This is a genomic window from Escherichia sp. MOD1-EC5950 (genome assembly GCF_002965345.1).
Classification (GTDB): domain Bacteria; phylum Pseudomonadota; class Gammaproteobacteria; order Enterobacterales; family Enterobacteriaceae; genus Escherichia; species Escherichia marmotae.
Genome location: NZ_PTSR01000036.1, coordinates 1 through 21,000 on the forward strand (window position 1 = coordinate 1; position 21,000 = coordinate 21,000).

20 protein-coding genes and 2 pseudogenes are annotated in these 21,000 nt (G+C 49.0%); 21 read left to right on the plus strand and 1 reads right to left on the minus strand.

The window, feature by feature from the left end; all coding sequences use genetic code 11:
- The 4 genes and pseudogenes from BEA93_RS25815 to BEA93_RS21510 form a co-directional block, all read left to right on the plus strand.
- Nucleotides 1-186, plus strand: a pseudogene (locus BEA93_RS25815) (fimbrial); the annotation flags it as partial.
- A 1,001-nt stretch (nt 187-1,187) separates the two neighbouring features.
- Nucleotides 1,188-2,327, plus strand: a complete 1,140-nt coding sequence (locus BEA93_RS21500; protein WP_236942069.1) for a hypothetical protein — start codon at nt 1,188-1,190, stop codon at nt 2,325-2,327.
- Between the two features lie 9 nt (nt 2,328-2,336).
- Entirely contained in the window at nt 2,337-2,816 is a 480-nt protein-coding gene (locus BEA93_RS21505) for a type III secretion system chaperone (protein WP_000980427.1), read from the plus strand.
- Nucleotides 2,804-3,220, plus strand: coding sequence for a type III secretion system chaperone (locus BEA93_RS21510; RefSeq protein ID WP_097736429.1), 417 nt, complete (start codon nt 2,804-2,806; stop codon nt 3,218-3,220). The genes BEA93_RS21505 and BEA93_RS21510 overlap by 13 nt, the downstream gene beginning before the upstream one ends.
- 148 nt (nt 3,221-3,368) lie before the next feature.
- Here the strand turns inward: BEA93_RS21510 and BEA93_RS21515 are convergent.
- A pseudogene (locus BEA93_RS21515) lies at nt 3,369-3,935 on the minus strand (IS66 family transposase); the annotation flags it as partial.
- A 74-nt stretch (nt 3,936-4,009) separates the two neighbouring features.
- Between BEA93_RS21515 and sctC the strand changes: the two are divergent.
- The 17 genes from sctC (at nt 4,010) to BEA93_RS21600 (ending at nt 20,995) form a co-directional block, all read left to right on the plus strand.
- Nucleotides 4,010-5,710 (plus strand): type III secretion system outer membrane ring subunit SctC, encoded by a 1,701-nt coding sequence (gene sctC, locus BEA93_RS21520; protein ID WP_105225051.1) that lies wholly within the window; start codon nt 4,010-4,012, stop codon nt 5,708-5,710.
- Complete coding sequence (gene sctW, locus BEA93_RS21525; protein WP_097736427.1) at nt 5,700-6,830, plus strand: type III secretion system gatekeeper subunit SctW; 1,131 nt, start codon at nt 5,700-5,702, stop codon at nt 6,828-6,830. Before sctC ends, sctW begins: the two co-directional genes overlap by 11 nt.
- Entirely contained in the window at nt 6,824-8,890 is a 2,067-nt protein-coding gene (locus tag BEA93_RS21530; protein ID WP_105225050.1) for an EscV/YscV/HrcV family type III secretion system export apparatus protein, read from the plus strand. Before sctW ends, BEA93_RS21530 begins: the two co-directional genes overlap by 7 nt.
- Nucleotides 8,891-8,926: 36 nt before the next feature.
- On the plus strand, nt 8,927-10,219 hold the full coding sequence (gene sctN, locus BEA93_RS21535) for a type III secretion system ATPase SctN (protein WP_089628569.1): 1,293 nt from the start codon (nt 8,927-8,929) through the stop codon (nt 10,217-10,219).
- Nucleotides 10,203-10,670 carry a hypothetical protein gene (locus BEA93_RS21540; protein ID WP_089552183.1) on the plus strand — a complete coding sequence of 156 codons (468 nt, stop codon included), beginning with the start codon at nt 10,203-10,205 and terminating at the stop codon, nt 10,668-10,670. Before sctN ends, BEA93_RS21540 begins: the two co-directional genes overlap by 17 nt.
- Before the next feature lie 535 nt (nt 10,671-11,205).
- Nucleotides 11,206-11,445 (plus strand): SpaN/EivJ family type III secretion system needle length determinant, encoded by a 240-nt coding sequence (locus tag BEA93_RS25820; RefSeq protein WP_225521164.1) that lies wholly within the window; start codon nt 11,206-11,208, stop codon nt 11,443-11,445.
- Nucleotides 11,445-12,344: a YscQ/HrcQ family type III secretion apparatus protein gene (locus tag BEA93_RS21550; RefSeq protein ID WP_000050398.1), complete on the plus strand. Its 900-nt coding sequence runs from the start codon at nt 11,445-11,447 to the stop codon at nt 12,342-12,344. The genes BEA93_RS25820 and BEA93_RS21550 overlap by 1 nt, the downstream gene beginning before the upstream one ends.
- Nucleotides 12,334-12,996, plus strand: a complete 663-nt coding sequence (locus tag BEA93_RS21555; protein WP_000426583.1) for an EscR/YscR/HrcR family type III secretion system export apparatus protein — start codon at nt 12,334-12,336, stop codon at nt 12,994-12,996. Before BEA93_RS21550 ends, BEA93_RS21555 begins: the two co-directional genes overlap by 11 nt.
- 31 nt (nt 12,997-13,027) lie before the next feature.
- Entirely contained in the window at nt 13,028-13,288 is a 261-nt protein-coding gene (locus tag BEA93_RS21560) for an EscS/YscS/HrcS family type III secretion system export apparatus protein (RefSeq protein ID WP_001004426.1), read from the plus strand.
- A gap of 4 nt (nt 13,289-13,292) precedes the next feature.
- Entirely contained in the window at nt 13,293-14,066 is a 774-nt protein-coding gene (gene sctT / locus BEA93_RS21565; RefSeq protein ID WP_097736424.1) for a type III secretion system export apparatus subunit SctT, read from the plus strand.
- A gap of 6 nt (nt 14,067-14,072) precedes the next feature.
- Nucleotides 14,073-15,161: an EscU/YscU/HrcU family type III secretion system export apparatus switch protein gene (locus BEA93_RS21570; protein WP_000016402.1), complete on the plus strand. Its 1,089-nt coding sequence runs from the start codon at nt 14,073-14,075 to the stop codon at nt 15,159-15,161.
- Between the two features lie 50 nt (nt 15,162-15,211).
- Nucleotides 15,212-15,712 carry a type III secretion system translocator chaperone SicA gene (gene sicA / locus BEA93_RS21575; RefSeq protein ID WP_089628565.1) on the plus strand — a complete coding sequence of 167 codons (501 nt, stop codon included), beginning with the start codon at nt 15,212-15,214 and terminating at the stop codon, nt 15,710-15,712.
- On the plus strand, nt 15,705-17,432 hold the full coding sequence (sctE, locus tag BEA93_RS21580) for a type III secretion system translocon subunit SctE (protein ID WP_097736423.1): 1,728 nt from the start codon (nt 15,705-15,707) through the stop codon (nt 17,430-17,432). Before sicA ends, sctE begins: the two co-directional genes overlap by 8 nt.
- 29 nt (nt 17,433-17,461) lie before the next feature.
- A complete protein-coding gene (locus tag BEA93_RS21585; protein WP_032337204.1) occupies nt 17,462-18,430 on the plus strand; it encodes an IpaC/SipC family type III secretion system effector in 969 nt (322 codons plus the stop codon).
- A 58-nt stretch (nt 18,431-18,488) separates the two neighbouring features.
- Nucleotides 18,489-19,472 carry a type III secretion system needle tip protein SctA gene (sctA, locus tag BEA93_RS21590; RefSeq protein ID WP_000495570.1) on the plus strand — a complete coding sequence of 328 codons (984 nt, stop codon included), beginning with the start codon at nt 18,489-18,491 and terminating at the stop codon, nt 19,470-19,472.
- Between the two features lie 73 nt (nt 19,473-19,545).
- On the plus strand, nt 19,546-20,727 hold the full coding sequence (locus tag BEA93_RS21595) for a PrgH/EprH family type III secretion apparatus protein (RefSeq protein ID WP_050544778.1): 1,182 nt from the start codon (nt 19,546-19,548) through the stop codon (nt 20,725-20,727).
- A 22-nt stretch (nt 20,728-20,749) separates the two neighbouring features.
- Nucleotides 20,750-20,995 carry a type III secretion system needle complex protein gene (locus tag BEA93_RS21600; protein ID WP_001179682.1) on the plus strand — a complete coding sequence of 82 codons (246 nt, stop codon included), beginning with the start codon at nt 20,750-20,752 and terminating at the stop codon, nt 20,993-20,995.
- Nucleotides 20,996-21,000: the final 5 nt, after the last annotated feature.

Sequence of the window (21,000 nt, forward strand, 5' to 3'; positions counted from 1 at the left end):
ATTTTACTTATTATTGTCTTTTCTCTTTCTTTATTAATTTGCGGAAAAGTTTCTGCTGATACCGGATGGCAGTCCGGCGGAGATTTTCAGGGAGCTGTGGAATTCGGGGGGACCATCACGCCTTATGATGACACACTTTCCACGACAGTGGGAATACCAGGGGGGAATTATAACAGTTATCACTGATATTTTTGCTGAGAGAGTCTGGAAGTTGTCTCCTTCTGCGGTTTCTTATGACCTGCTTTGATTGCAGGCTGTGGGCGGAATTTCCGGATGTATAGTGAATGAAGCACCATAATGCATGGTGCCGGTGGCATGCCATCAGAATAATGAAATCGTTGCTTTCTTTGTTATTTCGCTATGGCCGTACGCTGATCACGGTACGGGCGGTAGCGTATTTTCAGCACTGGACACTGGAAGTCAAAACGGAGTAATGAACATACTGTCAGTCGGATCATTCAGCGTTTGAGCAACAGCCTACATTCAGGTGTCACAAGGAGAGTCTTCTGGAAATCTCCTGATACAGAAACGTTTCGTGAAAATATATAATCAAAACATCACCGAATGCAAAAAGAGTAAGCCACTTCCAGAGCCTCCCGGACCAGAAAAAATGAGAACTTGTCCTTTATCCCGGGAACGATTGAGTGATGGTGTGTGAATGGGGACCCGGGTATAACAGCAGAAAGGTGAAGTGAATTAGAAAAAACAATATTTCAGTTACTCCGGTATATAGGTGGTAAGGGAATAGGATATATTTTGGGGAATATACCAGAAACATATTTATCAAGTATATTGAGATCGCTACGGTTATGGTTGCAAAAAAAAGAGTTTTGTTTAACCTTCCTGCGTGTCGTTAAAGCTGAAAATACCCTGGTTCTGGTGCATGACGGTGAAGAAGCCTGGAGGGGGATGATACATTCAAGTGAATGCCTGAGTTGATATGTGAGCACTGTAATAAACTTATCCGCAATGGCCCAGCGGATATAAATGTAAGATGAACGCACCTGGCAATGAAAAACAAAAATTGTTTTGGACTCTTCTGATACAGAAGGCAGAGAGAACAGCAAACCAGTTCTAATATATTGTGTTGTCAGGTTTTGCTTTGCCTCGGTAGTCGATGTTTTATTTTTATTAAATAAAAGCAGAGAGCATTTCTTCTATCGAAGAGATTTTTTATAGGGTATTCTATGAAATATACTTCACATATTTCACACAGACTTATCCAGCACATACGACACCCGGTTCACCCGGAATGTCATAATGCCACTGATTCCAGTTTCTGTATTTCTCCGTCTGCTGGGCAGGAAAATGTCACGGCGGATGCCAGAATACTTTATGGCGCGGGAAATAAAGGGAATGTAACATATGCAAACAGGAGTACATCTGAAAGACAACGTCAGGGGATATCTTTTATATTAAATAACCGGTTCGTTCTTGTTCCGCAGCATGATAAACTGAAAAATGAGTCTGTAATATCCCTTTGTAAAGAAGGGGGTATGATTTGCCGTGACATTATGTCCGGGAAGCCGGTTGTACCAACTAAAGATAATGTGGTTAAAGTTATGTGGTATCTGCAGGCATGCGCCTCTGATAAAGTCAGTTCATCTGCAGGATTGAAATATGAGGGACCGCAGATTTTTAAGATGGGAGCTTTCAGTGTGGAGGATAACGAACACCGTCTTGAAAGCTTTTTGAATAAGGCAGGGGCTTATCGCCGTAAATCAAGCCATCTTCGGGAATATCAAAAAGCAGGAGAAAAATATCAGCCCGCAGGACTTGATATTTTCAGTAAAGATGGATATTTGCCCCATAATCGTAAAACAATACTTTTTGAACGAATGCCGCAGAAAAGCCACACAACACCCACGGGGATCCCGGGAAAGAATATGCTTTTTATTAAAATGGAGGAACACGGATGCTATCGGAAACGTGATAAACTCGCGCATCTGAGAGATTTCATTCCCACTCTTCTGGAACAGCGTTTTGGGGTGGTAAAAACAGATACGGGAACAGATAACAGGGAGCGTATTCCTGCGGAGTTAAAGAAACAGTATTCAGATATTTTTTCCCGGTATGAACAAATAACCGGAACAAAATTTTCCTCTTCAGATGCAATGTCAACGACCGGTGGTGTAAAAACCATACTTGATGATTTATACCAGATGCATAATGATATTTTCTTTAATATCAATAGTCATGCATCCACCGAAGATACCACTCATTTTCTGGCAGATATAAACAGTATGTCTGATACTCTCAGGGCGCGCGATCATGCAGAACTGAGGATCGGAAATGAAATTATCCTTACTCGGGATGAAATTGTCTGATGTTTAACCATGATGATGTACAGAGAACGGGCTAATTTATTACTGAGTGAACTCAGTCAGTATCTTGATGATGAACATCCTGTGCTGGATGAAAGTAATTATGCCTTCACCTGGCTGTCAGATATGTTATTTTCGTTCACTCTGGTCGGAGAGGATGAAGAGGAAACGCGGGAAATTCTGTGCGTGGTTCATATCTGCCCATTTCCGTATTGTGATGACGGAATGGCATATGATCTCCTTCTTCAGCTACTGCATGATAATTATGCCTGGAGCAACACAGGGGGAGGCGTGTTGGGTATTGATGAGCAAACCGGGTTTGTTTGTCTTTGTTTACAGGTTGATATGTTTTCCCTGGAGCAGAATGAGTTTGCCGGGAGGATCGCCTGTATTTACCGGATTGTGCAGGCGTGGAGGGCGCGTCTGATGAACGTGCAGCCCGGGGGAGAAGATGTCCGTCCGGAGGTCGGGAGGATGATATGGAGACCATGAGCCGTTTATCCATATTGCTTAATCGTTTATCAGAACGGTACCGTATATCTGAGACAACAGAGGCGGTTTCGGAAAACTTCCGGATTGAAATAAATGACATATTATTCAGTTTTTTTTATGAAGAGAGCAGACGGGAGATTTATATTCAAGCTGATGTGGGAGAGGTAGTGTCCGGAATGACAGCAGAGGCCCTGCGGTCCCTGCTTTCTATGAATTATCTGTGGGATGTAACGAATGGTGGCGTATTCGGGATTTGCAGGGACAATAATGTGTTCACTTATCATTATCGGATAAGTGACCCGCTGAAGAAATCAGAGGATTATGATGAGTATCTGATTGATTTGGTGGATGATATAGCGTATAGCATTAGCTATGCTAGGGACATATTATATTCTGTGCGCTGATTAGTCTCATATCAGCGGTAGTGTCGGTAATAACGTTAAATTCCGTTATTACAGCTTAAAATGCCCCCCGTTAAATCGTCTGAAATGTCATTTTAGTGATGAAATAAGAATGAGTCAGAGTAGCAACTGTCTTTGGTGCTGATTCAATGTACGCGAACCAGACCGCCGGGGGCATCTGTGAACCGGTGTTACGGTCATCACGGACGTAGACCTACAACCTGGCTGTCCGGATTTTACCACTACCCGGCTCCTGGACCGGAACGGGGATATCATCGGCATGTACCTTACCGGGCATCAGCACATACTGGCGCAGGACGTCATACAGTGACTCCGGCAGTTCAGCAACGGATCCGGTCCAGCGCCTCAGCGTGGCGCAGCTCAGCTCCACACCCTGACGGCGGTATAACGGCAGATGGTCTGCATATTTCCCGGTGACAACATGAGCCAGAAGCCCCGCTCCGGCATAACTGCGTGCAATGGGTTTTGAAGGAACCGGCGCCTGCACGATATGCTCATACCGGCAACAGGTCAGTTTCGGACGTTGTGTTTCGATAACCTTAAAGGCACTGCTGATAAGCTCCAGTTGCTCTGACACATCACATCCCAGTGGACTGAGTTCACCACCACAGGCCGGACTGCATTCCTCTTCCGGCCGAATGACCCGGGCTTCACGGGGATGTGAGGCAGGTAACGGTTTACGGGCGGTAGCGTACTTGCGTAAATATATATTTATCCTTTATGTGAGGAGATAATATCTGTTTTACGTCATACTTAATTTCTCGGTAAAAAATGAAACCAAGTAATATTATTGTAATTTTTATTATATTGTTGTTTGGTATTTCTCCGTTTTCCATAGCTACAGGTTCTGAAACACTATTCGATAATGGGTATGTGGCCAGAAATGATTCATTGAACAGTTTTTTTGAAGCAATGTCGACTAAGCTCAACAAAACTGTTGTTGTCAGTAAAAGCGCGTCCAGAAAAAAAATTAACGGTAATTTTAATTTCAGGGACCCTGAAGCTTTGCTGGACAGATTAGCTTCTCAATTAGGGGTGATTTGGTATTCAGATGGACAAACTATCTATATCTATGATGCGGAGGAAATTCGTAATTCTGTTATATCATTACAGAATATTTCTTTATCTGCATTTAAATCGTTTCTGAAAGAAGCCGGTCTGTATGACAGTCGTTATCCATTGAAGGGGGATGAGCAGAACGGTATTGTTTATATTTCAGGGCCACCAATTTTTGTTAGTATTGTTACTAAAACTGCAGCTCTGATAGATAAACAGAATAATGATATTGAGATGGGGCGATTGAAAATAGGAGTGTTTCGCCTTCACAATACCTTTGTAAATGACCGTACATATCAGTTACGTGATCAGAATATTGTTATTCCTGGTATCGCGACAGTAATAGAAAAGTTATTGGCGGGTGAACAACAAAACCTTACAGAAGTACAGGGGAGGATGTTTCGGGCCTCAGGCAGTAATATAGCTTCAGAAGCTTTGTCTGGAAACAGTAGCACTGATAATGAAATGTATATTGATGAGGCCAGGGATTCTACCACTTCCTCAAGTACTCCAATCAGTGATATTAAAGTAATTTCTTATCCTGATACGAATAGTCTGTTAGTTAAGGGGACTGCTGAGCAAGTTGATTTTATTGGTGCACTGGTTAGATTGCTGGATGTTGCCAAACGGCATGTAGAGTTATCTTTGTGGATCATTGATCTAAACAAGAATGATTTGGAACAGTTAGGGGTTGCATGGGGAGGTTCGACCAGTTTCAGTAATAAATTAGATATAGCCCTCAATCAGACTTTGGTCAGTACTCTTGATGGTGTGCATTTTCTTGCATCCGTGTATGCGCTGGAGAAAAAAAATCAGGCAAGGATTGTTTCAAAGCCTGTGCTTATGACTCAGGAAAATGTACCTGCCATTTTTGATAATAACAGAACATTTTATACAAAACTTATAGGTGAGCGAAATTCAAGCCTGGCGCATGTGACATACGGCACGATGATTAGTGTTCTTCCGCGGTTTTCAGCCGATGGAGAGATTGAGATGTCTCTGAACATTGAGGATGGTAATGAAGAAAAGCAATCTGTAAGTGGCAATGAAGACAGTGTTTTGCCAGAGGTGGGGCGGACTCATATCAGTACCGTTGCGAGAGTTCCTCAAGGAAAGAGTTTGTTAATAGGGGGATATACACGTGACAGTCGTACAAAGGATGTCCAGAAAATTCCGTTATTGGGGGATATACCGTTAATTGGTAGTTTATTCCGCTATGAAAATCAGAATCAGAATAATGTTGTTCGCGTATTTCTTATCCAGCCAAAAGAAATTTTAGATCCCCTGATGCCAGATGCTGATGTTTTTGCTGCAGAGCTGATGCAGGATAGTGGGATTGAAAACAACCGCGATCCTCTGGATAAGTGGGTGTTAAGCTACCTGAACCGGGGTCAGGCCCTGAACCATGGAAAATAATATCGTATCCGGCAACCGGATATCCTTTTTCAGAAAACATATTGGTCGTTTGACTCAGCAAGAGGTTCATCACCAGAAAGGGACGGAACAGGCGGAGGGGTTGCAACCCGAAGATCTCTCTCCGGGGGCGGAAGTGCAGCGTTTCATTCAATCCACAGATGAAATGTCCGCGGTAATGGCTCAGTTTCGTCACCGCCGAGATTATGAGAAAAAGGCGGACAGTCTGGCAGATAGTTTTGAGCGGGTGCTTGATGATGATGTCCTGCCGAAGGCTCGACAGATTTTACAGATAATTCGCAGTCAGAACGTTAGTGCAGAAAAGCTGCTGTCTTATATCCGGGAATTCTTTTCCGATGACAGCGATCTGGTTCTGGTTCTGCGGGAGCTGTTGAAACGTCACGCAGCCGATCCCGTGGTGGGAAAAAGACTGTCGTCTGTGCTGCAGGAGGCACAGGCGCAGGCGGAGCCCCGTCAGCTGAAAGCAGGGATTAACTGTGCTCTGAAAGCCCGGTTATTTGGTAAGGCGTTAATGCTGCGTCCAGGGTTATTACGGGCAACTTACCGGCAGTTTATCCGGAGCCATGAACCGGAATCTGAGCTGTATGCGGACTGGATCAGTAGTTATGGATACCGGCGGCGCTATGCTATCCTGGATTATATTGAGGAGGCTTTACTGGCAGATATCAGTGCCCGGGTAGCGAGCAGCTCCTGCTCTGAATTTGGCTACTTGCTGGGTCGTTTAAGCCAGATTAAACGGCTGCGCTCGGCGGATATATTATTTGTCAGGAGACTGGCTGAGTGTTTATCTGGAAGCCAGCTGGAGGAAGATGAGGCGTTATGGGTATTGCTGATGCTGGCATTATTACAGCACCCCGAAGAGGTTGATGCCATATTAACGGAGACAGTGGGGCAGAAAATGTGGCTACTTGACGCCAGGGAGCGGAGCATTTTTTTACAGGCTTTATATATGGCCTGTAAGAGCCTGCCGGCTTCGTTATTTGACGAAGAACAGAATGTGGTGTTGCTGGAGCGTCTGAGGGCATTTACAGATACCGCTTGCCGGCATGAGCTGGTCGGGAGTGGTTTATTTACAGGTGGCCGGGGCAGTAAACGGTGCTGAATTCCTTATTAAACGGGGTGCGTGTCCGCCCGGAATTGCTGATTTTGTTGTTAATGGTGATGATCATCTCAATGTTTATCATCCCGTTACCGACTTATCTGGTTGATTTTCTGATTGCGCTCAATATGGTTCTGGCGATCCTGGTTTTTATGGGGGCGTTCTATATTGATCGGATCCTCAGTTTTTCAACCTTTCCGGCAGTGCTGCTGATAACCACCCTGTTTCGCCTGGCGCTGTCCATCAGTACCAGCCGCCTGATCCTGATTAATGCGGATGCCGGTGAAATCATTGCCACCTTTGGTCAGTTTGTCATTGGCGACAGCCTTGCCGTGGGTTTTGTGGTTTTCTCAATCGTGACGGCGGTGATGTTTATCGTTATTACAAAGGGATCAGAACGGGTGGCGGAAGTGGCGGCCCGCTTTTCCCTGGACGGCATGCCCGGTAAACAGATGAGTATCGATGCTGATTTGCGCGCCGGGATTATTGATGCCGACACGGCCCGTGAGCGCCGGAAAGTGCTGGAGCAGGAAAGTCAGCTGTACGGCTCTTTTGACGGGGCGATGAAGTTTATCAAGGGCGATGCCATCGCGGGGATTATTATCATTTTTGTGAACTTCATCGGGGGCATTTCTGTCGGGATGAGCAGCCATGGAATGGATTTTTCCACGGCGCTGTCCACCTATACCATGCTGACCATCGGCGATGGTCTGGTGGCGCAGATCCCGGCGCTGCTGATTGCTGTCAGCGCTGGTTTTATCGTTACCCGCGTGAATGGCGACAGCGATAATATGGGACGAAATATTATCGGACAGTTGCTGAATAATCCCTTTGTACTGGTTGTGGCGGCGGTGCTGACCGTCAGTATGGGGACTTTGCCCGGTTTTCCGCTTCCGGTTTTTATGATCCTGTCTGCTGCACTGGGAGTGCTGGTTTATTACAGAATGCGCTCGGGTGCCGGGGATAACAGCACCATCATCGCGGGGGGCGGTGTGTCTGGTTTTTCTGCTCCAAAAGAAGAGCGGGGAGCGTTTTCATCGCTCAGGCGAATCGATAATCTTGATAAAATGATCACAGAAACTGTTCCACTGGTTCTGCTTGTTCCGGGTCAGCGGTGTGCGTGGCTGGAACAGAACCAACTTTCAGAATTATTAATCAGCCAGTTTTTTATTGACTACGGGGTCCGGTTGCCAGAGCTCCTGGTCCGTGGTGATGAAAGCCAGCCAGATAATACGGTGTCATTACTGATTAATGAAATTAAGGTGGCGCAGTTCGGTCTGTATTTTGATTTGATCAGAATCGTTAACTTTTCTGCAGAACTCAATGAGTTGGGTATTGAGGTCACATTCAGTACGTCCGGCAGGGCAAAATGTGTGTGGACAGTGGCGGACAATGCCGAACGGCTGAAAGCCCTGGGTTATCAGACCCGCACTGCCATCGATGAGCTGTACCAGATGCTGTCGGTGATCCTGCTTCGCAATATCAATGAGTACTTTGGGATCCAGGAAACCAAACATATGCTGGATCAGTTCGACTTTAAATACCCTGATGTACTGAAAGAAGTGTTACGCCACCTGTCTGTGCAGCGTATTGCTGAGATCATGCAGCGGTTATTAAGTGAACGAATTTCTGTCCGTAATCTGAAATTAATTATGGAAGTGCTGGCGTTGTGGGCGCCAAAAGAAAGGGAAGTGCTCAACCTTGTTGAACTGGTACGCACTGCCATGGCGCGTTATATCTGCCATAAATTCACTGACGGTAATGAGCTGCGGGTGGTGATGTTGTCACCGGAGCTCGAGGACATTATACGGAAAGGGATCCGGCAGACATCCGGAGGCGCATTTCTTAATCTGGAGCCGGAGGCCGCTGAACGGCTGATGGATCTTTTTACGCTGGGACTGGATGACTTAACCATTGCGCATAAGGATCTGGTATTGCTGACGTCTGCAGATATTCGCCGTTTTGTCAGGAAGTTTATCGAAGGAAAATTTCCCGATCTGGATGTGATGTCCTATGAGGAAGTGATGGACAGTAACGCAGTCAATGTTATCAAAACGCTTTGATTCCGTGGTGTTACCATGGTCGGCTATCAGTGAGTGATGAAAGAATTACGTCTGTTGCAGCGGCTGGCATACCCGCAGAGGATATGCGGCTCTGTTCTTGAAGCGGCTCTGCCTGATGTGGCCATCGGGGAGCTGTGTGATATTTACCGTGACTGGCAGGATAAACAGGTGATGGCGCGTGCCCAGGTTGTGGGGTTACACCGCGATTGTACTGTACTCAGTTTAATTGGTAATGCCTGCGGGCTGACACGGAAAGCCGTGATCAGGCCCACCGGACATGCCTTGTCTGTCAGGATCGGGAATGCTGTCCTCGGAGCAGTACTGGATCCGACCGGCACCGTTGTGGAGCGACTTGTCAGTGAGCCGATGTCTTCAGGGGAGGAGGAGCGCGTGATTGATTCCGGCGCGCTGCCCTATACCCTGCGGGCTGGTATTCATGAGCCGCTGGTCACTGGCGTGCGGGTGATAGATGGTCTGCTCACATGCGGTGTTGGTCAGCGAATGGGGATCTTCGCTCCGGCAGGCTGCGGCAAGACCACCCTGATGCATATGCTGATAAACCAGACGGATGCTGATGTTTTCGTTATCGGGCTGATTGGCGAACGCGGGCGCGAAGTGACCGAGTTTGTGGAGTGGCTGAAACAGTCACCTGAAAAATCGCGGTGTGTACTGGTGTTTGCCACCTCAGACTACTCCTCTGTCGATCGCCGGAATGCAGCACTGCTGGCCACCACCGTGGCGGAGTTTTTTCGCGATCAGGGAAAACGCGTTGTGCTGTTTATTGACTCCCTGACCCGGTATACCCGGGCACTGCGCGATGTGGCGTTATTTGCCGGCGAGCCGCCGGCGCGGCGCGGCTATCCGGCGTCGGTATTTGACAGCCTGCCGGCCCTGCTTGAGCGTCCGGGGGCCACGCCGGGAGGCAGTATCACCGCCTTTTACACGGTGCTTCTGGAGGGGGAGGATGAGGTGGATCCGATGGCGGATGAGATTTGTTCGATCCTGGATGGTCATATATTCCTCAGCCGGAAGCTTGCAGGGCAGGGGCATTACCCGGCGGTCGATGTTCTCAGAAGCGTCAGTCGGGTGTTCAGCCAGGTGACGGCGCCTCCCCACCAGGCACGGTCCGTGGAAATACGCAGGCTGATGACCAGACTGGATGAGCTTCAGCTGCTGGTTGATTTGGGGGAATACCGCCAGGGAGAAAATGCGGAAAATGACCGCGCCATGCAGCTGCGCCGACCACTGGAGCAGTGGTTATGCCAGCCGGTTAGCCAGTACTCTTCTTTTGAAAACACCCTGCAGGGAATGAATGAGTTTACTTCATAAGGTCAGCCGCCTGAAAAAAAACAGTGAATTATTCCGGACCCGCTGTGAACAGCGGTTACACCAGTTATCCCGGGAAAATGCTGTTCTGGAGGCGTCAGAGGCTTCCCTGAACGCGCAGGTAGACGGACTCAGGCAGCTGCTGAAAACCTGCCAGACAGAGGCCACCGTTATCTCACCTGAGCAGCTGAGAGCACTGTTACGAAAACAGGCGGTGCTGCGCTGTAAAATACAGGAGCTCCGGGCTCAGGCGCAGCAACTGCAAACCCGGAGGGAGTCTCTGTTAATACAGAGCATAGAACAACAAAAAAAGAGGAATCATTTTTTGCGAAAAGAAGAAACGTACGACCGCTGGCTGCTTTGCCAGAAAAAGGAAATGCAACGGTGCGCTCTTCAGCGGGATGAAACTGAACAGGAAGAAAATGGTAATGGAAAGCATTATACCGCCCTGTAATACCGGAAAGATACCGTCAGCAACACAGGATAGTGTGGAAAGTCTTACGGATTTTCTGAAGAAAAAAATAAAGGACTGCGGCAAAAAAACGCGGAAAGGCAGGGAAGAGGAGCGGGTATATGGGGGGGAACACCCGTTGCCTTTCCGGTACTTACCGCCGGCCTGTTTGCCGGAGAAGGCGGGAAAAGGCGGGGGACAGCCCGAAGCACTGTCGGTGGTGGCTCGCTATTTTCCGGGACAGACCGCGGATGGCGGGCAGGTACGGGCATTGCTCAGTAAACGGATAAAGGAAAAGGAGAGCGGGGTCGCGCGTGAAGGGTATCCCGGGGCATCCGGAGCTGACGCCGGCTTACTCCCGGCAGAGAGCGCGGCGGGGGAAAAAAAGGAGAAGGCGGATCCCCCCGGTATGCCTGCTGCCCTGCTTGTCTCTCATCCGACCGGGATGTTTTCCGGACATTCTCCGGTACCGTTAACTCGATCCCGGACTGAGACGCCGGTTCCGGAGATGGCGCCGTCATTTCAGGCGCCATCAGAAATGACGGAGAAAGGGGAGGCCCTGGTATACCGTTTCCGTACGTGGGGCCGGGAGGCGTCAGTCTGTATTCAGCCACAACACGGAGGCGCCATGATGTTACAGCCCTCTGATGTGGCGGTTGAGCAGCGGCTGGTTGCGCACTGGCCCGCGGGGCAGCAGCGGCACTGGTATCTGGCTTCAGATGAGCAGGGGGCGCGAAATTATTATCAACCCAACCGCGATAATGAGGAGGAAACCTGATGTCGCTTGCACTGAGAAGGGACAGTGAGCGCCGGCAAATATTGTTCCGTGCAGCGGTTCTCTGGCAAAAGCAGGGATGGACAGCTGAGCTGGACACGCCCGGCGCATATGGTGAGTGGGTACCGTTGGGGGATACCGGACACACCTGGAAAGGCTGGCTCCGGCTGGCTGACTGGTTAGCGTATGTGGCCCCCGGGCTGGCCGGGGCGGCCATCTCCGCCGGTGCCGGGAATGAGGTTGCAAGGTGGCTGGCGGAGTGTGAGGTGCCATTCCGTTTTCCGATGCCGGAGTTGGCTTATGAGCGGTTGTGGATCGGCAGGATCGCGGCGGCAGACGCGTTGCCAGCAGAGCCGCTTTTGCGGGTCATGAGCGACAGGGGGCCGGTATGGCTTGAGCACGTTTGCGTCGGTGACGCGGCAGAGATGTTTTCCGTGCCTGACGGTGTCCGCTGGTCCCTCAGTCTGGTGACGGGCCGTAGCCGAGTTGAGGCTGGCCTGCTGGGCCGGGTGGCGATCGGGGATGTCCTGCTGATTAAGGAACCCTTGTCTGAGGTTCACTGCCATACAAAATTGCTGGGGTATTTCTGTCGTTCAGGAGAGGAATGTATTTTGGAAATGGGTCAGATGCAGGATATACAGGAAACAGAACAACATGTGGTACAGGATCTCGGACAGCTGCCCGTCAGTCTGGATTTTGTGTTGTTTCGAAAGCAAGTGACATTAACCGGGCTGCAGGAGCTGTATCAGGGGAAGGTGCTGGCATTACCTGCGGAGGCTGAAAAACGGACAGAAATCAGGGCAAACGGGGCCTTAATCGGATACGGGGAACTGGTGCAGCTGGATAACTCACTGGGGGTGGAGATCACAGAATGGGTGTGTAGCAGCGGCAATGGAAAATGATATTTCACTGATTGCCTTACTGGCCTTTTCCACCTTACTGCCGTTTATTATCGCCTCAGGGACCTGTTTTGTTAAATTTTCTGTGGTTTTTATCATGATGCGTAATGCGCTGGGGCTGCAGCAGGTGCCATCAAATATGGTGCTAAATGGGGTGGCATTGATGCTTTCTGCCTTTGTGATGTATCCGGTCACACAGCAGGCCCTGGATTATTATCAGAATAACAGCGTGAATTTTCGTGATGCGGATTCCGTCAGTGATTTTGTTGAGCACGGTCTCGGGCGTTACCGTGAATACCTGAGCCGGTATTCCGATAAGGAGCTTGTGGCGTTTTTTGAGGATGCGCAGCATCAGCGGGTTTCCCGGGAGGAGGCGCTGGCGGCGGAAGGTGAGCAGACCTCCATACTGTCTTTATTACCAGCTTATGCCTTAAGTGAAATAAAAAGTGCCTTCAGAATCTGTTTTTATCTCTATCTACCGTTTGTGGTGGTGGATCTGGTGATATCCAGTGTGTTGCTGGCGCTGGGGATGATGATGATGAGTCCCGTCACGATATCCACCCCGGTCAAACTGATCCTGTTTGTGGCAATGGATGGCTGGACGCTGTTATCCCGGGGGTTAGTGATGCAGTATATGGATTTGGTAAAAGGGTAACGCCGGACAGCGCCAGGCCGGGTTTTTTTGTATGAATGAGTTAGTGTTCGCCGGAAACAAAGCGCTTTATCTGGTGCTGTGCCTTTCTGCCTGGCCGGTGGCGGTTGCGACGTTAATTGGGTTGCTTATCGGTATTTTCCAGACCGTAACACAGTTGCAGGAGCAGACATTACCGTTTGGGTTAAAACTGCTGGGGATCTGCCTGTGCTTTTTTCTGTTGTCCGGCTGGTATGGTGATGCCCTGCTGGCGTTCGGGCGGGACATGATGCGTCTGGCGATGGCCGGAGGCTGAGACAATGGCGTATCCGCTGTTTTTTGATATTCATGCCGGGCTGGCCGGGGCAGCACTGGGGTTTGCGAGAGTGGCGCCAGTGTTCTTTATTCTCCCTTTTCTGAATAACGGTGTGCTGAGCGGAGTGGTCCGCACGGCCGTTATTATGCTGGTTGTGCTGGGGATGACTCCTTTCGGGCCTGCAGAGCGGGAAGCCGTGATGAACATTTTGGGGTGGCCGCTTCTTCTCCGGGAAGCGTTCATCGGGATCGTGCTGGGATGTCTGTTGTCATGGCCATTCTGGGTGTTCCATGCCATCGGATGTATTTTTGACAACCAGCGGGGAGCAACCCTGAGCAGCAGCATTGATCCGGCAAATGGTGTTGATACCTCTGAAATGGCCACGTTTATGAATCTGTTTTCAGCCGTTGTGTATTTGCAGGGGGGCGGCATGCAGATGATGCTGGAGACACTCCGGCACAGCTATCAGGTCTGTGGCCTTACCACGGGATGTATGCCTGCATTACCCCTGTTGCTGGGGATTATCGGTAAGATAACCGCCAAGGCGCTGGTACTGGCAAGTCCGGTGCTTGCAGTGTTGTTGCTGGGTGAGATCATGCTGGGACTGTTGTCGCGTTTCGCGCCACAGATGAATGCGTTTGCCATTTCACTGACGGTAAAAAGCCTCCTGGCATTATTTATCCTGCTGATTTACTTTTCACCTGTGCTGTCGCCCGGGGTCATGACCCTGACGTTTCCGACCACGGTGGCTGAGCTGTGGTTACAGAAAGAAACATAATCCCTTATGTCAGGCAATAAAACCGAAAAACCCACCCGCAAGCGACGGGAGGAGGCGGCCAGAAAAGGGCAGTCGTTCAGGAGCAGGGATTTTATTGTGGCTTGTCTGACGCTTGGGGGAACCGCTTATTTGGCGTCCGTTGCTTCCCTGAGGTCGTTGATGGAGGTATTAGGGCAGGCAGTTTCCTTCCATTTTCAGATCAATATTGCGGATTATACAGAGCAGGTTTTCTGTAGCGGGATGAAGATTATTCTTCCCTTTCTTGCTTTGTGCCTTTTTTGCTCAGCCCTACCCTCAATACTGCAGACGGGGTTTGTTCTTGCCACGAAGGCGCTTCAGCCCCGACTGTCCGCGCTGGATCCGACGAAGGGAATAAAAAAAATCTTCAGCCTCCGGACAGTGAAGGAGGCTGTGAAGGCGATACTCTATTTGGGCAGTTTTATTATTTCTGGCATGCTGTTCTGGTTTGAGAATAAACGTCTGGTATTTTCCCAGGTTAATGGCAATCTGTTTGTTGTTGCCGATGTCTGGAGACATCTTCTCTTTTCTCTCGTTACTTTATGTTTGGGATGTTCTGTTATTATTCTTCTGCTGGATGCGCTTGCGGAATACTTTCTTGTGATGAAAGACATGAAAATGGATAAGGAAGAGGTGAAACGGGAAATGAAGGAGACGGAAGGGAATCCGGAGGTTAAATCACGCCGGCGGGAGATCCATATGGATATTTTATCTGAGCAAATAAAATCAGATATTGATAATTCCCGCCTGATTATTGCCAACCCGACTCATATTGCTGTCGGGATCTATTTTAAGCCTGAAATAGCGCCGTATCCGTTAATCTCGGTTCGGGAGGCGAATCAGCGTGCTTTGGCCGTCCGGCAGTATGCTGAGAAAGTCGGTATTCCTGTGGTGGTGGATATCAGGCTGGCCCGGCGGATTTTCAAAACACACCGCCGTTATGATGTGGTCAACCTGGAGAGTGTGGATGAGATCTTACGTCTTCTCGTCTGGCTGGAGCAGGTGGAAAATGCTGGTATGGCAACGGGGATGAATAGCCAGGAGGCCACTCACCTGCCGGATACGGAGGAAAAGTAGGGCCGGTATTTTTATGATGAAACCTTCGACTTGCAGTATGGAGAGACATTATGGACAACGATGCCAGTAATGAGCATGTGATGGAGATGCTCTGGAAAGTGATTAGTGAGGGCGGTACGTTACAGGAATTATATGCTATTCCCCAGGATATCATGGATTGCTTATATGCGCATGCATATAACTTTTATAATAATGGTAACCTGGATAATGCCGCCGTTTTTTTCCGCTTTCTATGTGTTTATGATTTTTATAATCCGGATTACATCATGGGATATGCGGCCGTCTGCCAGAGAAAAAATGATTTTCAGAAAGCCTGTGATTTGTATGCTGTTGCGTTTGCCTTACTGAAAAAGGATCACCGCCCCGTGTTCTTTACCGGGCAGTGTCAGTTGATGATGCACAGGCCTGAAAAGGCAAGGCAATGCTTTGAGCTGGTTCTTCAGGAAAGTAGTGATGAGTCACTGAAAGCAAAAGCCCGGGCTTATCTTGACGCTATCAACGAAAAACCGGACCGGGCAGACACGATAAATAAAGGGGAGAAGTATGAGTGATCCTGTTATTCATGGCAGGCTGGCGTATGCAGGAGAGCGTCTTGCATCACTGGTCAGTGCCGCGTCTGAACATGTTCAGAAGGATAATCGCTTTTTGCATGCAGCAGATAAGGCGCTGAAAGCGCTCCTGGACACACCACTGACAGTAAAGAAAAACGACGGAACTGCGGATAACGATCCGATGTTTGTCCCCTTACGGGCGCCTGCGGTAGAAATACAGGAGACGCTGAATGCTGAAGGTCGGTTAACCCTGCTGCTGGGACGGCTGGCAACGCTGATGGGGGATAACTCCGTTTCACAACTGGCCAGTCGACTGGAAAACCGCCTGGCCGTGATAGCGTCGCAGCAACAGCAGCGTGAGCAGCTTTCCGGCGCCTTCCAGACAGCGTCTGAAGAGGCTCAGTCAGCGATGGATGTGTATAAAACGGCGCTGGACAGCCTGGCGGCCGCACAGGCTGCTTACCATGACTGTGCCGGAAAGCTTGAACGCGCGGAGGCAAAGCTTGATGGTCTGGCTCCTGGTGCGCCTGATTATGTATCGCTGAAACAGGAGATTGATACGCTGCGAAACGAACTGTCGTCCCTTCGGAGCAATCAGGAGAAGGCATTAAATGCAGCAGAGGTGGCTCACAATAGTGCCAGGCAGAAAACAGAAAAACTGGACGGCATCGCCTCTCAGATACAGGGGGTTTTTCTGACCGGAGGCCGGGCGGAACGGTACCAGACCGATAATCTCAACAGCATTGCCCATTTTACCATGCTGCTTTCGATATTTATTGAACTGGTCGGGAAAAACAACGAAGAAAGTCTGAAAAATGACATGGCATTATTCCGCACTCTCCAGGAAAGCAGGCAGGAAGAAATGCTGAAGAAGTCTGAAGAGTATCAGGAGGAAACACGAAAAGCCGAAGCCCTGAATCGTACGATGGGGTGTGTCGGCAAGGTGGTTGGTGCATTGCTCACTGTTGCCAGTGTTGTTGCGGCGGCCTTTACAGGAGGGGCGGCGCTGGGGCTCGCTGCCGCCAGCCTGGCGCTTATCCTGACTGACGGGATTGTGAAAGCTGCTACAGGGACCTCATTTATTCAGGAAGCGCTGAATCCAGTGATCCAGCATGTGCTGAAACCGCTGATGGATATCATTGGAAAGGCTGTGGCAAAAATCCTGGAAGGATTCGGAGTTGACAAGGCATCAGCAGAGATGGTGGGAAACATCTTGGGCGCTATTTTAGCAGCCGTTACGTCGGTGGTTGTCATTGCGGGCGTGGCTATTCTGGGAAAAGGCGCAGTCTCAAAGTTGGGGCATGTACTGAAAAAAATGATGGATGAGGCTGTTAAAAAATTGCTGCCTGATGTCCTGAAGCACGTAATGAGAAATGGCAATCAGATCCTGTCTCATGGCATACAACGCCTCGCAGGTGTTTCGGGTAGCAGGTCTGTTCTTTTAAATAAAACCGTACTGGGTGTCAGTGGCGCCAATACCGCAGCCCAGTCAGGAGCAACGGTTGCTGAAGGTGTGTTTCTGAAGAAAGCCAGTGATGCGTTTGCCGACTTTACCCTGTCCCGTTTTTCCAGCGAACAACTACGGCAGTGGCTTAAGCAAGCCGTGGATATTTTTGAAGATAACAACAAAATGGCCTTGGAACTCCAGAAAACATTGTCATCTGTTATCCGTCAGCATTCAGATACATCACGTTTTGTTCTGCGCCAGATCCGTGCGTGAAATGTTCAATATAAAAAGGGAGAATAATGATGTTTACCGTTAACTCAGGTATGAATCCATCTGTGAACACGTCTCAGATGCTGGTTCAGTCCCTCACACAGCCAGGCTTGCGGTTTGCCAGTGTGAACGAGATCCTGTCTGCTCCAGGAATGACGGAGGAGGGGAGAGGAGCATCTGCTTCAGATCCGGTTCTTGTACCGCCAGCAGGGGACCTCTCAGTGAGGAAAATGCGTGACGCCGCCAGTTTTCTGAAAAATGCAGGAGAGGATACGGTGTTGCTGAGTTCTGTTGAAAAGGAATTCATTAAGAAAGCCAATGAGGAAATACAGCGTTGTATGGAGGAAAAACAGGCGGGAAAAGAGGATTTTTTTGATATCAGCAACCTGTCCTCCGGCGCCATAGCTTTACTGGTAGCTGCCAGTATGTTGATGTTGTCGCTGAATCAGGCCGATACCCGACTGGCAGGTAAACTGTCGCTGGTCAGTTTTGATGCCGCGAAAAATATGGCGGACTCAATGAAGCGGGAAGGGATAGGGATGTTGGCTGGTAATATATCTCAGAGTGTGCTTCAGTTGGGGCTGACAGGTGTTGGCGCTAAGTTCGGGCTGAAGGGGCTGAAGAACGAGAAACTTGCCCTGCGGCAGAATACCGCGAAGATGACATTGACTAATGACGTGAAAGGGACTGGCCAAAATATAAAGGATAATCTCGCTTTTAATGCTCGTCGCCAGGAAATGACTGGGAACGCAATTATGCAGAATTCGACGGCTGTAGGCAATATCGCTGGGGGCTCCGGACAATATGCCGCAACCCTTGAGCGTTCAGAGCAGCAGATTAGCCAGGCCAGTAATCGGGTCGCTGGCACTGCATCTGATGATGTCCGGGAAAGTGCGCGTAAGGCAAACAGCTTGATCCAGGAAATATTAAAAATTATGGAAAGTATCAGCCAGTCGAAAATGACATCCATGGCTGCAGTAGCCGGAAATATTCGGGCCTGAGCGAGAGAATGCCGGGTGAGTGGGCGGTTGTCCGCACAACCGGTGCTATGGAGGAGTTATGTTTACTGTCAGAAATCATCAGGTCGCCGCTCATACCGGCATTAGCGTGAAGCTGCCGGAAAAGGAAAACCGGGAAAGAGGGATGGCACCTTCAGAGTACCGTCCAGACAGGGGGGAGAACAACAGGGAACCGCTGGTCGGTAAAATGCTACTGGTGCCGCAGGATAACGATGAGCGCCTTCTTGAAAGGCATCAGTATGTTGGTCGTCTGAAGGCTCTGGCTGCTGCTGGCATTCCCCTGTCGGCAGGGCAAAAACAGGCGTTATCGGAGCTTTTTTCTGTTTCCGGGTTTTATATGCTGGCACATGTGCGTCAGGCACCGTCAGGTGTCGATCTGTCAGACGCCGAACTGTGGGAGATGGTGACGGATAAAATTTCTGCGACCGGTGAACATTATCTGGGCGTTTATGAAAACGTGGTGGCGGTTTATACCCGTTTTTATCAGGATTACAGCAATATTCTGTCTGCTCTGGGCGGGTGGTTACTGCCCGGGAAGGACGGAAATAACGTGAAGCTCGACGTGACGTCCCTGATGCAGGCGTTAAACCAGTTGCTTCAGGAATACGGGAGCCCCAGTGAAAAGACCGTACTGTTTCCTGCACAGTCAGGCGGTACCCTGATCGGCGCAACGGAAACGGAAGCGAGGCAGTGGCTTGAAGAGCTGAACCTGCCGGAAACCTGTCTGAAGCCGGTCGGCACAGGGTATGTTGTTCTTGTTGATCTGACGCCAGTACAGAAAATGGTGGACGATCTTAACGGGCTGGGGAGACCGGGCGATGATTCTAAACTGGAAATGGATAACGCGAAATACCAGGCATGGCAGTCAGGCTTTAAGGCCCAGGAAGAGAATATGAAGACGACCTTACAGACACTGACACAGAAATACAGCAACGCCAATTCATTATACGATAACCTGGTTAAAGTACTGAGCAGTACAATCAGCAGTTGTATGGAAGCCGCGAAGAGTTTCCTACAACGATAAACGAATGATGTACTGCTCTGTGTTCCTGGTGTTTTGTTTTATGTAATAGTGAATTTTAAAAGTTATATTTAGTATGGCAGGCACAGAGGATAATGTATCTGATTTTCAGCCGTATGTGATCAGAATACTAAACGGCCCCCTTATGGGGTGCGAATACCCATTACAGGCTGGAAAAATATTATTCATTGTCGGAAAACATTCTGCGGTGGCAGAAGAGGATTTTTTTCCGGTATTTCCCGACGATACTGTTTATATTCCCCTTGAACAGGGGGGAGTTAATTTTGAAATTACGACTGATAATAATAATCCCAGTGACAAGCGGATCGCGCTTCATGAGCTTCGTGACACCGGGCGCCATACCCGTTATGTTGACTGCAACACACCGGTAAGAGTTGGCGAGCTGGTGATTGCCGTTCGTGCCCGTGGCGAGGTCTGGAGTACGGCGATTCTGTTATATCCGGAAAACAGGGACGGAAAAAAGGGGAAGAAACGCCGGGGATATCTGGTTTCGGGAATGTGTCTGCTTGTACTGGCAGTGGCTATATCGGGTGCGATACGGTTATGGAATACGCCGCAGCACAGGACCGCGGAGTTGAATGCCCTGTTGGGGGACGAACAACACCGTTTTAAGATCCTGCCGGGAAAAAACCATCTGTATTACATTTTTGCCAGGAATGAGCAGGATCGCCTATGGGCCCGTCAGGTCGCAGTCCGGGAAGGGTATGGTGATTCTGCACTGGTTATTGATGCAGATACAGAAAACAAACGTATCGCAACGTGGTTTGATAGCCATTATCCGACGCTGGCCTATTATCGGTTACATCTGGATAATCCGGAAAAGCCGCGGCTCTGGGTGAGTCGTCAGCGTACAGATCTGAATGCTTCTCTACATAAACATCTGACCGAAAACTTAATGGCATTGCTGCCTTATGCCCGCACCGTTGACATTGTTCCTGTCAGTGATGAAACGGCATTATCACAGGCTGAAGAGGGGCTGAAACACAGAAACATTCCTTTTTACCGTAAAGGCACAGGAACGAACCTGACATTTATGATATCAGGTGAACTCAATGACACAGAGATTTTCCGGGCCCGTGAGTTTATTAAACAATATAATCAGAAGTGGGGGGAGCGATATGTACAATTTGGAATTGAACTTATAAATGACAGGAGTAAAGAAAATTCTTTTCTTTACGGAAAATATATGTATATGAAAGATGCTCCGGATGTCTGGAGTTTTATAAATCCTCAGTAAATTATAAAAGAAGGAGATAAAAATGCAGAATATTTCATGGTCAGGATATCTTGATGGGGTATCAAACACATTTGATACTGGTGTCAGTGATTTGCAGTCACAGGTAACGGAATCATTGGACAAGTTATCAAAAAGCCCCTCAGATCCGGCATTGCTGGCAGCGTATCAGAGTAAACTTTCAGAATATAATTTATACAGAAATGCGCAGTCAAATACGGTAAAAGTCTTTAAAGATATCGGTGCAGCAATTATTCAGAACTTCCGCTAACAGGA

Bases quoted from the DNA above. Each gene is read 5' to 3' on its own strand.
- BEA93_RS21585 (WP_032337204.1), top strand. From the start codon at position 17,462: ATGTTTACCGTTAACTCAGGTATGAATCCATCTGTGAACACGTCTCAG.
- sctW (WP_097736427.1), top strand. From the start codon at position 5,700: ATGGAAAATAATATCGTATCCGGCAACCGGATATCCTTTTTCAGAAAA.
- sctE (WP_097736423.1), top strand. From the start codon at position 15,705: ATGAGTGATCCTGTTATTCATGGCAGGCTGGCGTATGCAGGAGAGCGT.
- sctN (WP_089628569.1), top strand. From the start codon at position 8,927: ATGAAAGAATTACGTCTGTTGCAGCGGCTGGCATACCCGCAGAGGATA.
- BEA93_RS21540 (WP_089552183.1), top strand. From the start codon at position 10,203: ATGAGTTTACTTCATAAGGTCAGCCGCCTGAAAAAAAACAGTGAATTA.
- BEA93_RS21505 (WP_000980427.1), top strand. From the start codon at position 2,337: ATGATGATGTACAGAGAACGGGCTAATTTATTACTGAGTGAACTCAGT.
- BEA93_RS21600 (WP_001179682.1), top strand. From the start codon at position 20,750: ATGCAGAATATTTCATGGTCAGGATATCTTGATGGGGTATCAAACACA.
- sctA (WP_000495570.1), top strand. From the start codon at position 18,489: ATGTTTACTGTCAGAAATCATCAGGTCGCCGCTCATACCGGCATTAGC.
- sctC (WP_105225051.1), top strand. From the start codon at position 4,010: ATGAAACCAAGTAATATTATTGTAATTTTTATTATATTGTTGTTTGGT.
- BEA93_RS21555 (WP_000426583.1), top strand. From the start codon at position 12,334: ATGGAAAATGATATTTCACTGATTGCCTTACTGGCCTTTTCCACCTTA.
- BEA93_RS25820 (WP_225521164.1), top strand. From the start codon at position 11,206: ATGACGGAGAAAGGGGAGGCCCTGGTATACCGTTTCCGTACGTGGGGC.
- BEA93_RS21570 (WP_000016402.1), top strand. From the start codon at position 14,073: ATGTCAGGCAATAAAACCGAAAAACCCACCCGCAAGCGACGGGAGGAG.
- BEA93_RS21500 (WP_236942069.1), top strand. From the start codon at position 1,188: ATGAAATATACTTCACATATTTCACACAGACTTATCCAGCACATACGA.
- BEA93_RS21550 (WP_000050398.1), top strand. From the start codon at position 11,445: ATGTCGCTTGCACTGAGAAGGGACAGTGAGCGCCGGCAAATATTGTTC.
- sicA (WP_089628565.1), top strand. From the start codon at position 15,212: ATGGACAACGATGCCAGTAATGAGCATGTGATGGAGATGCTCTGGAAA.
- BEA93_RS21510 (WP_097736429.1), top strand. From the start codon at position 2,804: ATGGAGACCATGAGCCGTTTATCCATATTGCTTAATCGTTTATCAGAA.
- BEA93_RS21595 (WP_050544778.1), top strand. From the start codon at position 19,546: ATGGCAGGCACAGAGGATAATGTATCTGATTTTCAGCCGTATGTGATC.
- BEA93_RS21560 (WP_001004426.1), top strand. From the start codon at position 13,028: ATGAATGAGTTAGTGTTCGCCGGAAACAAAGCGCTTTATCTGGTGCTG.
- sctT (WP_097736424.1), top strand. From the start codon at position 13,293: ATGGCGTATCCGCTGTTTTTTGATATTCATGCCGGGCTGGCCGGGGCA.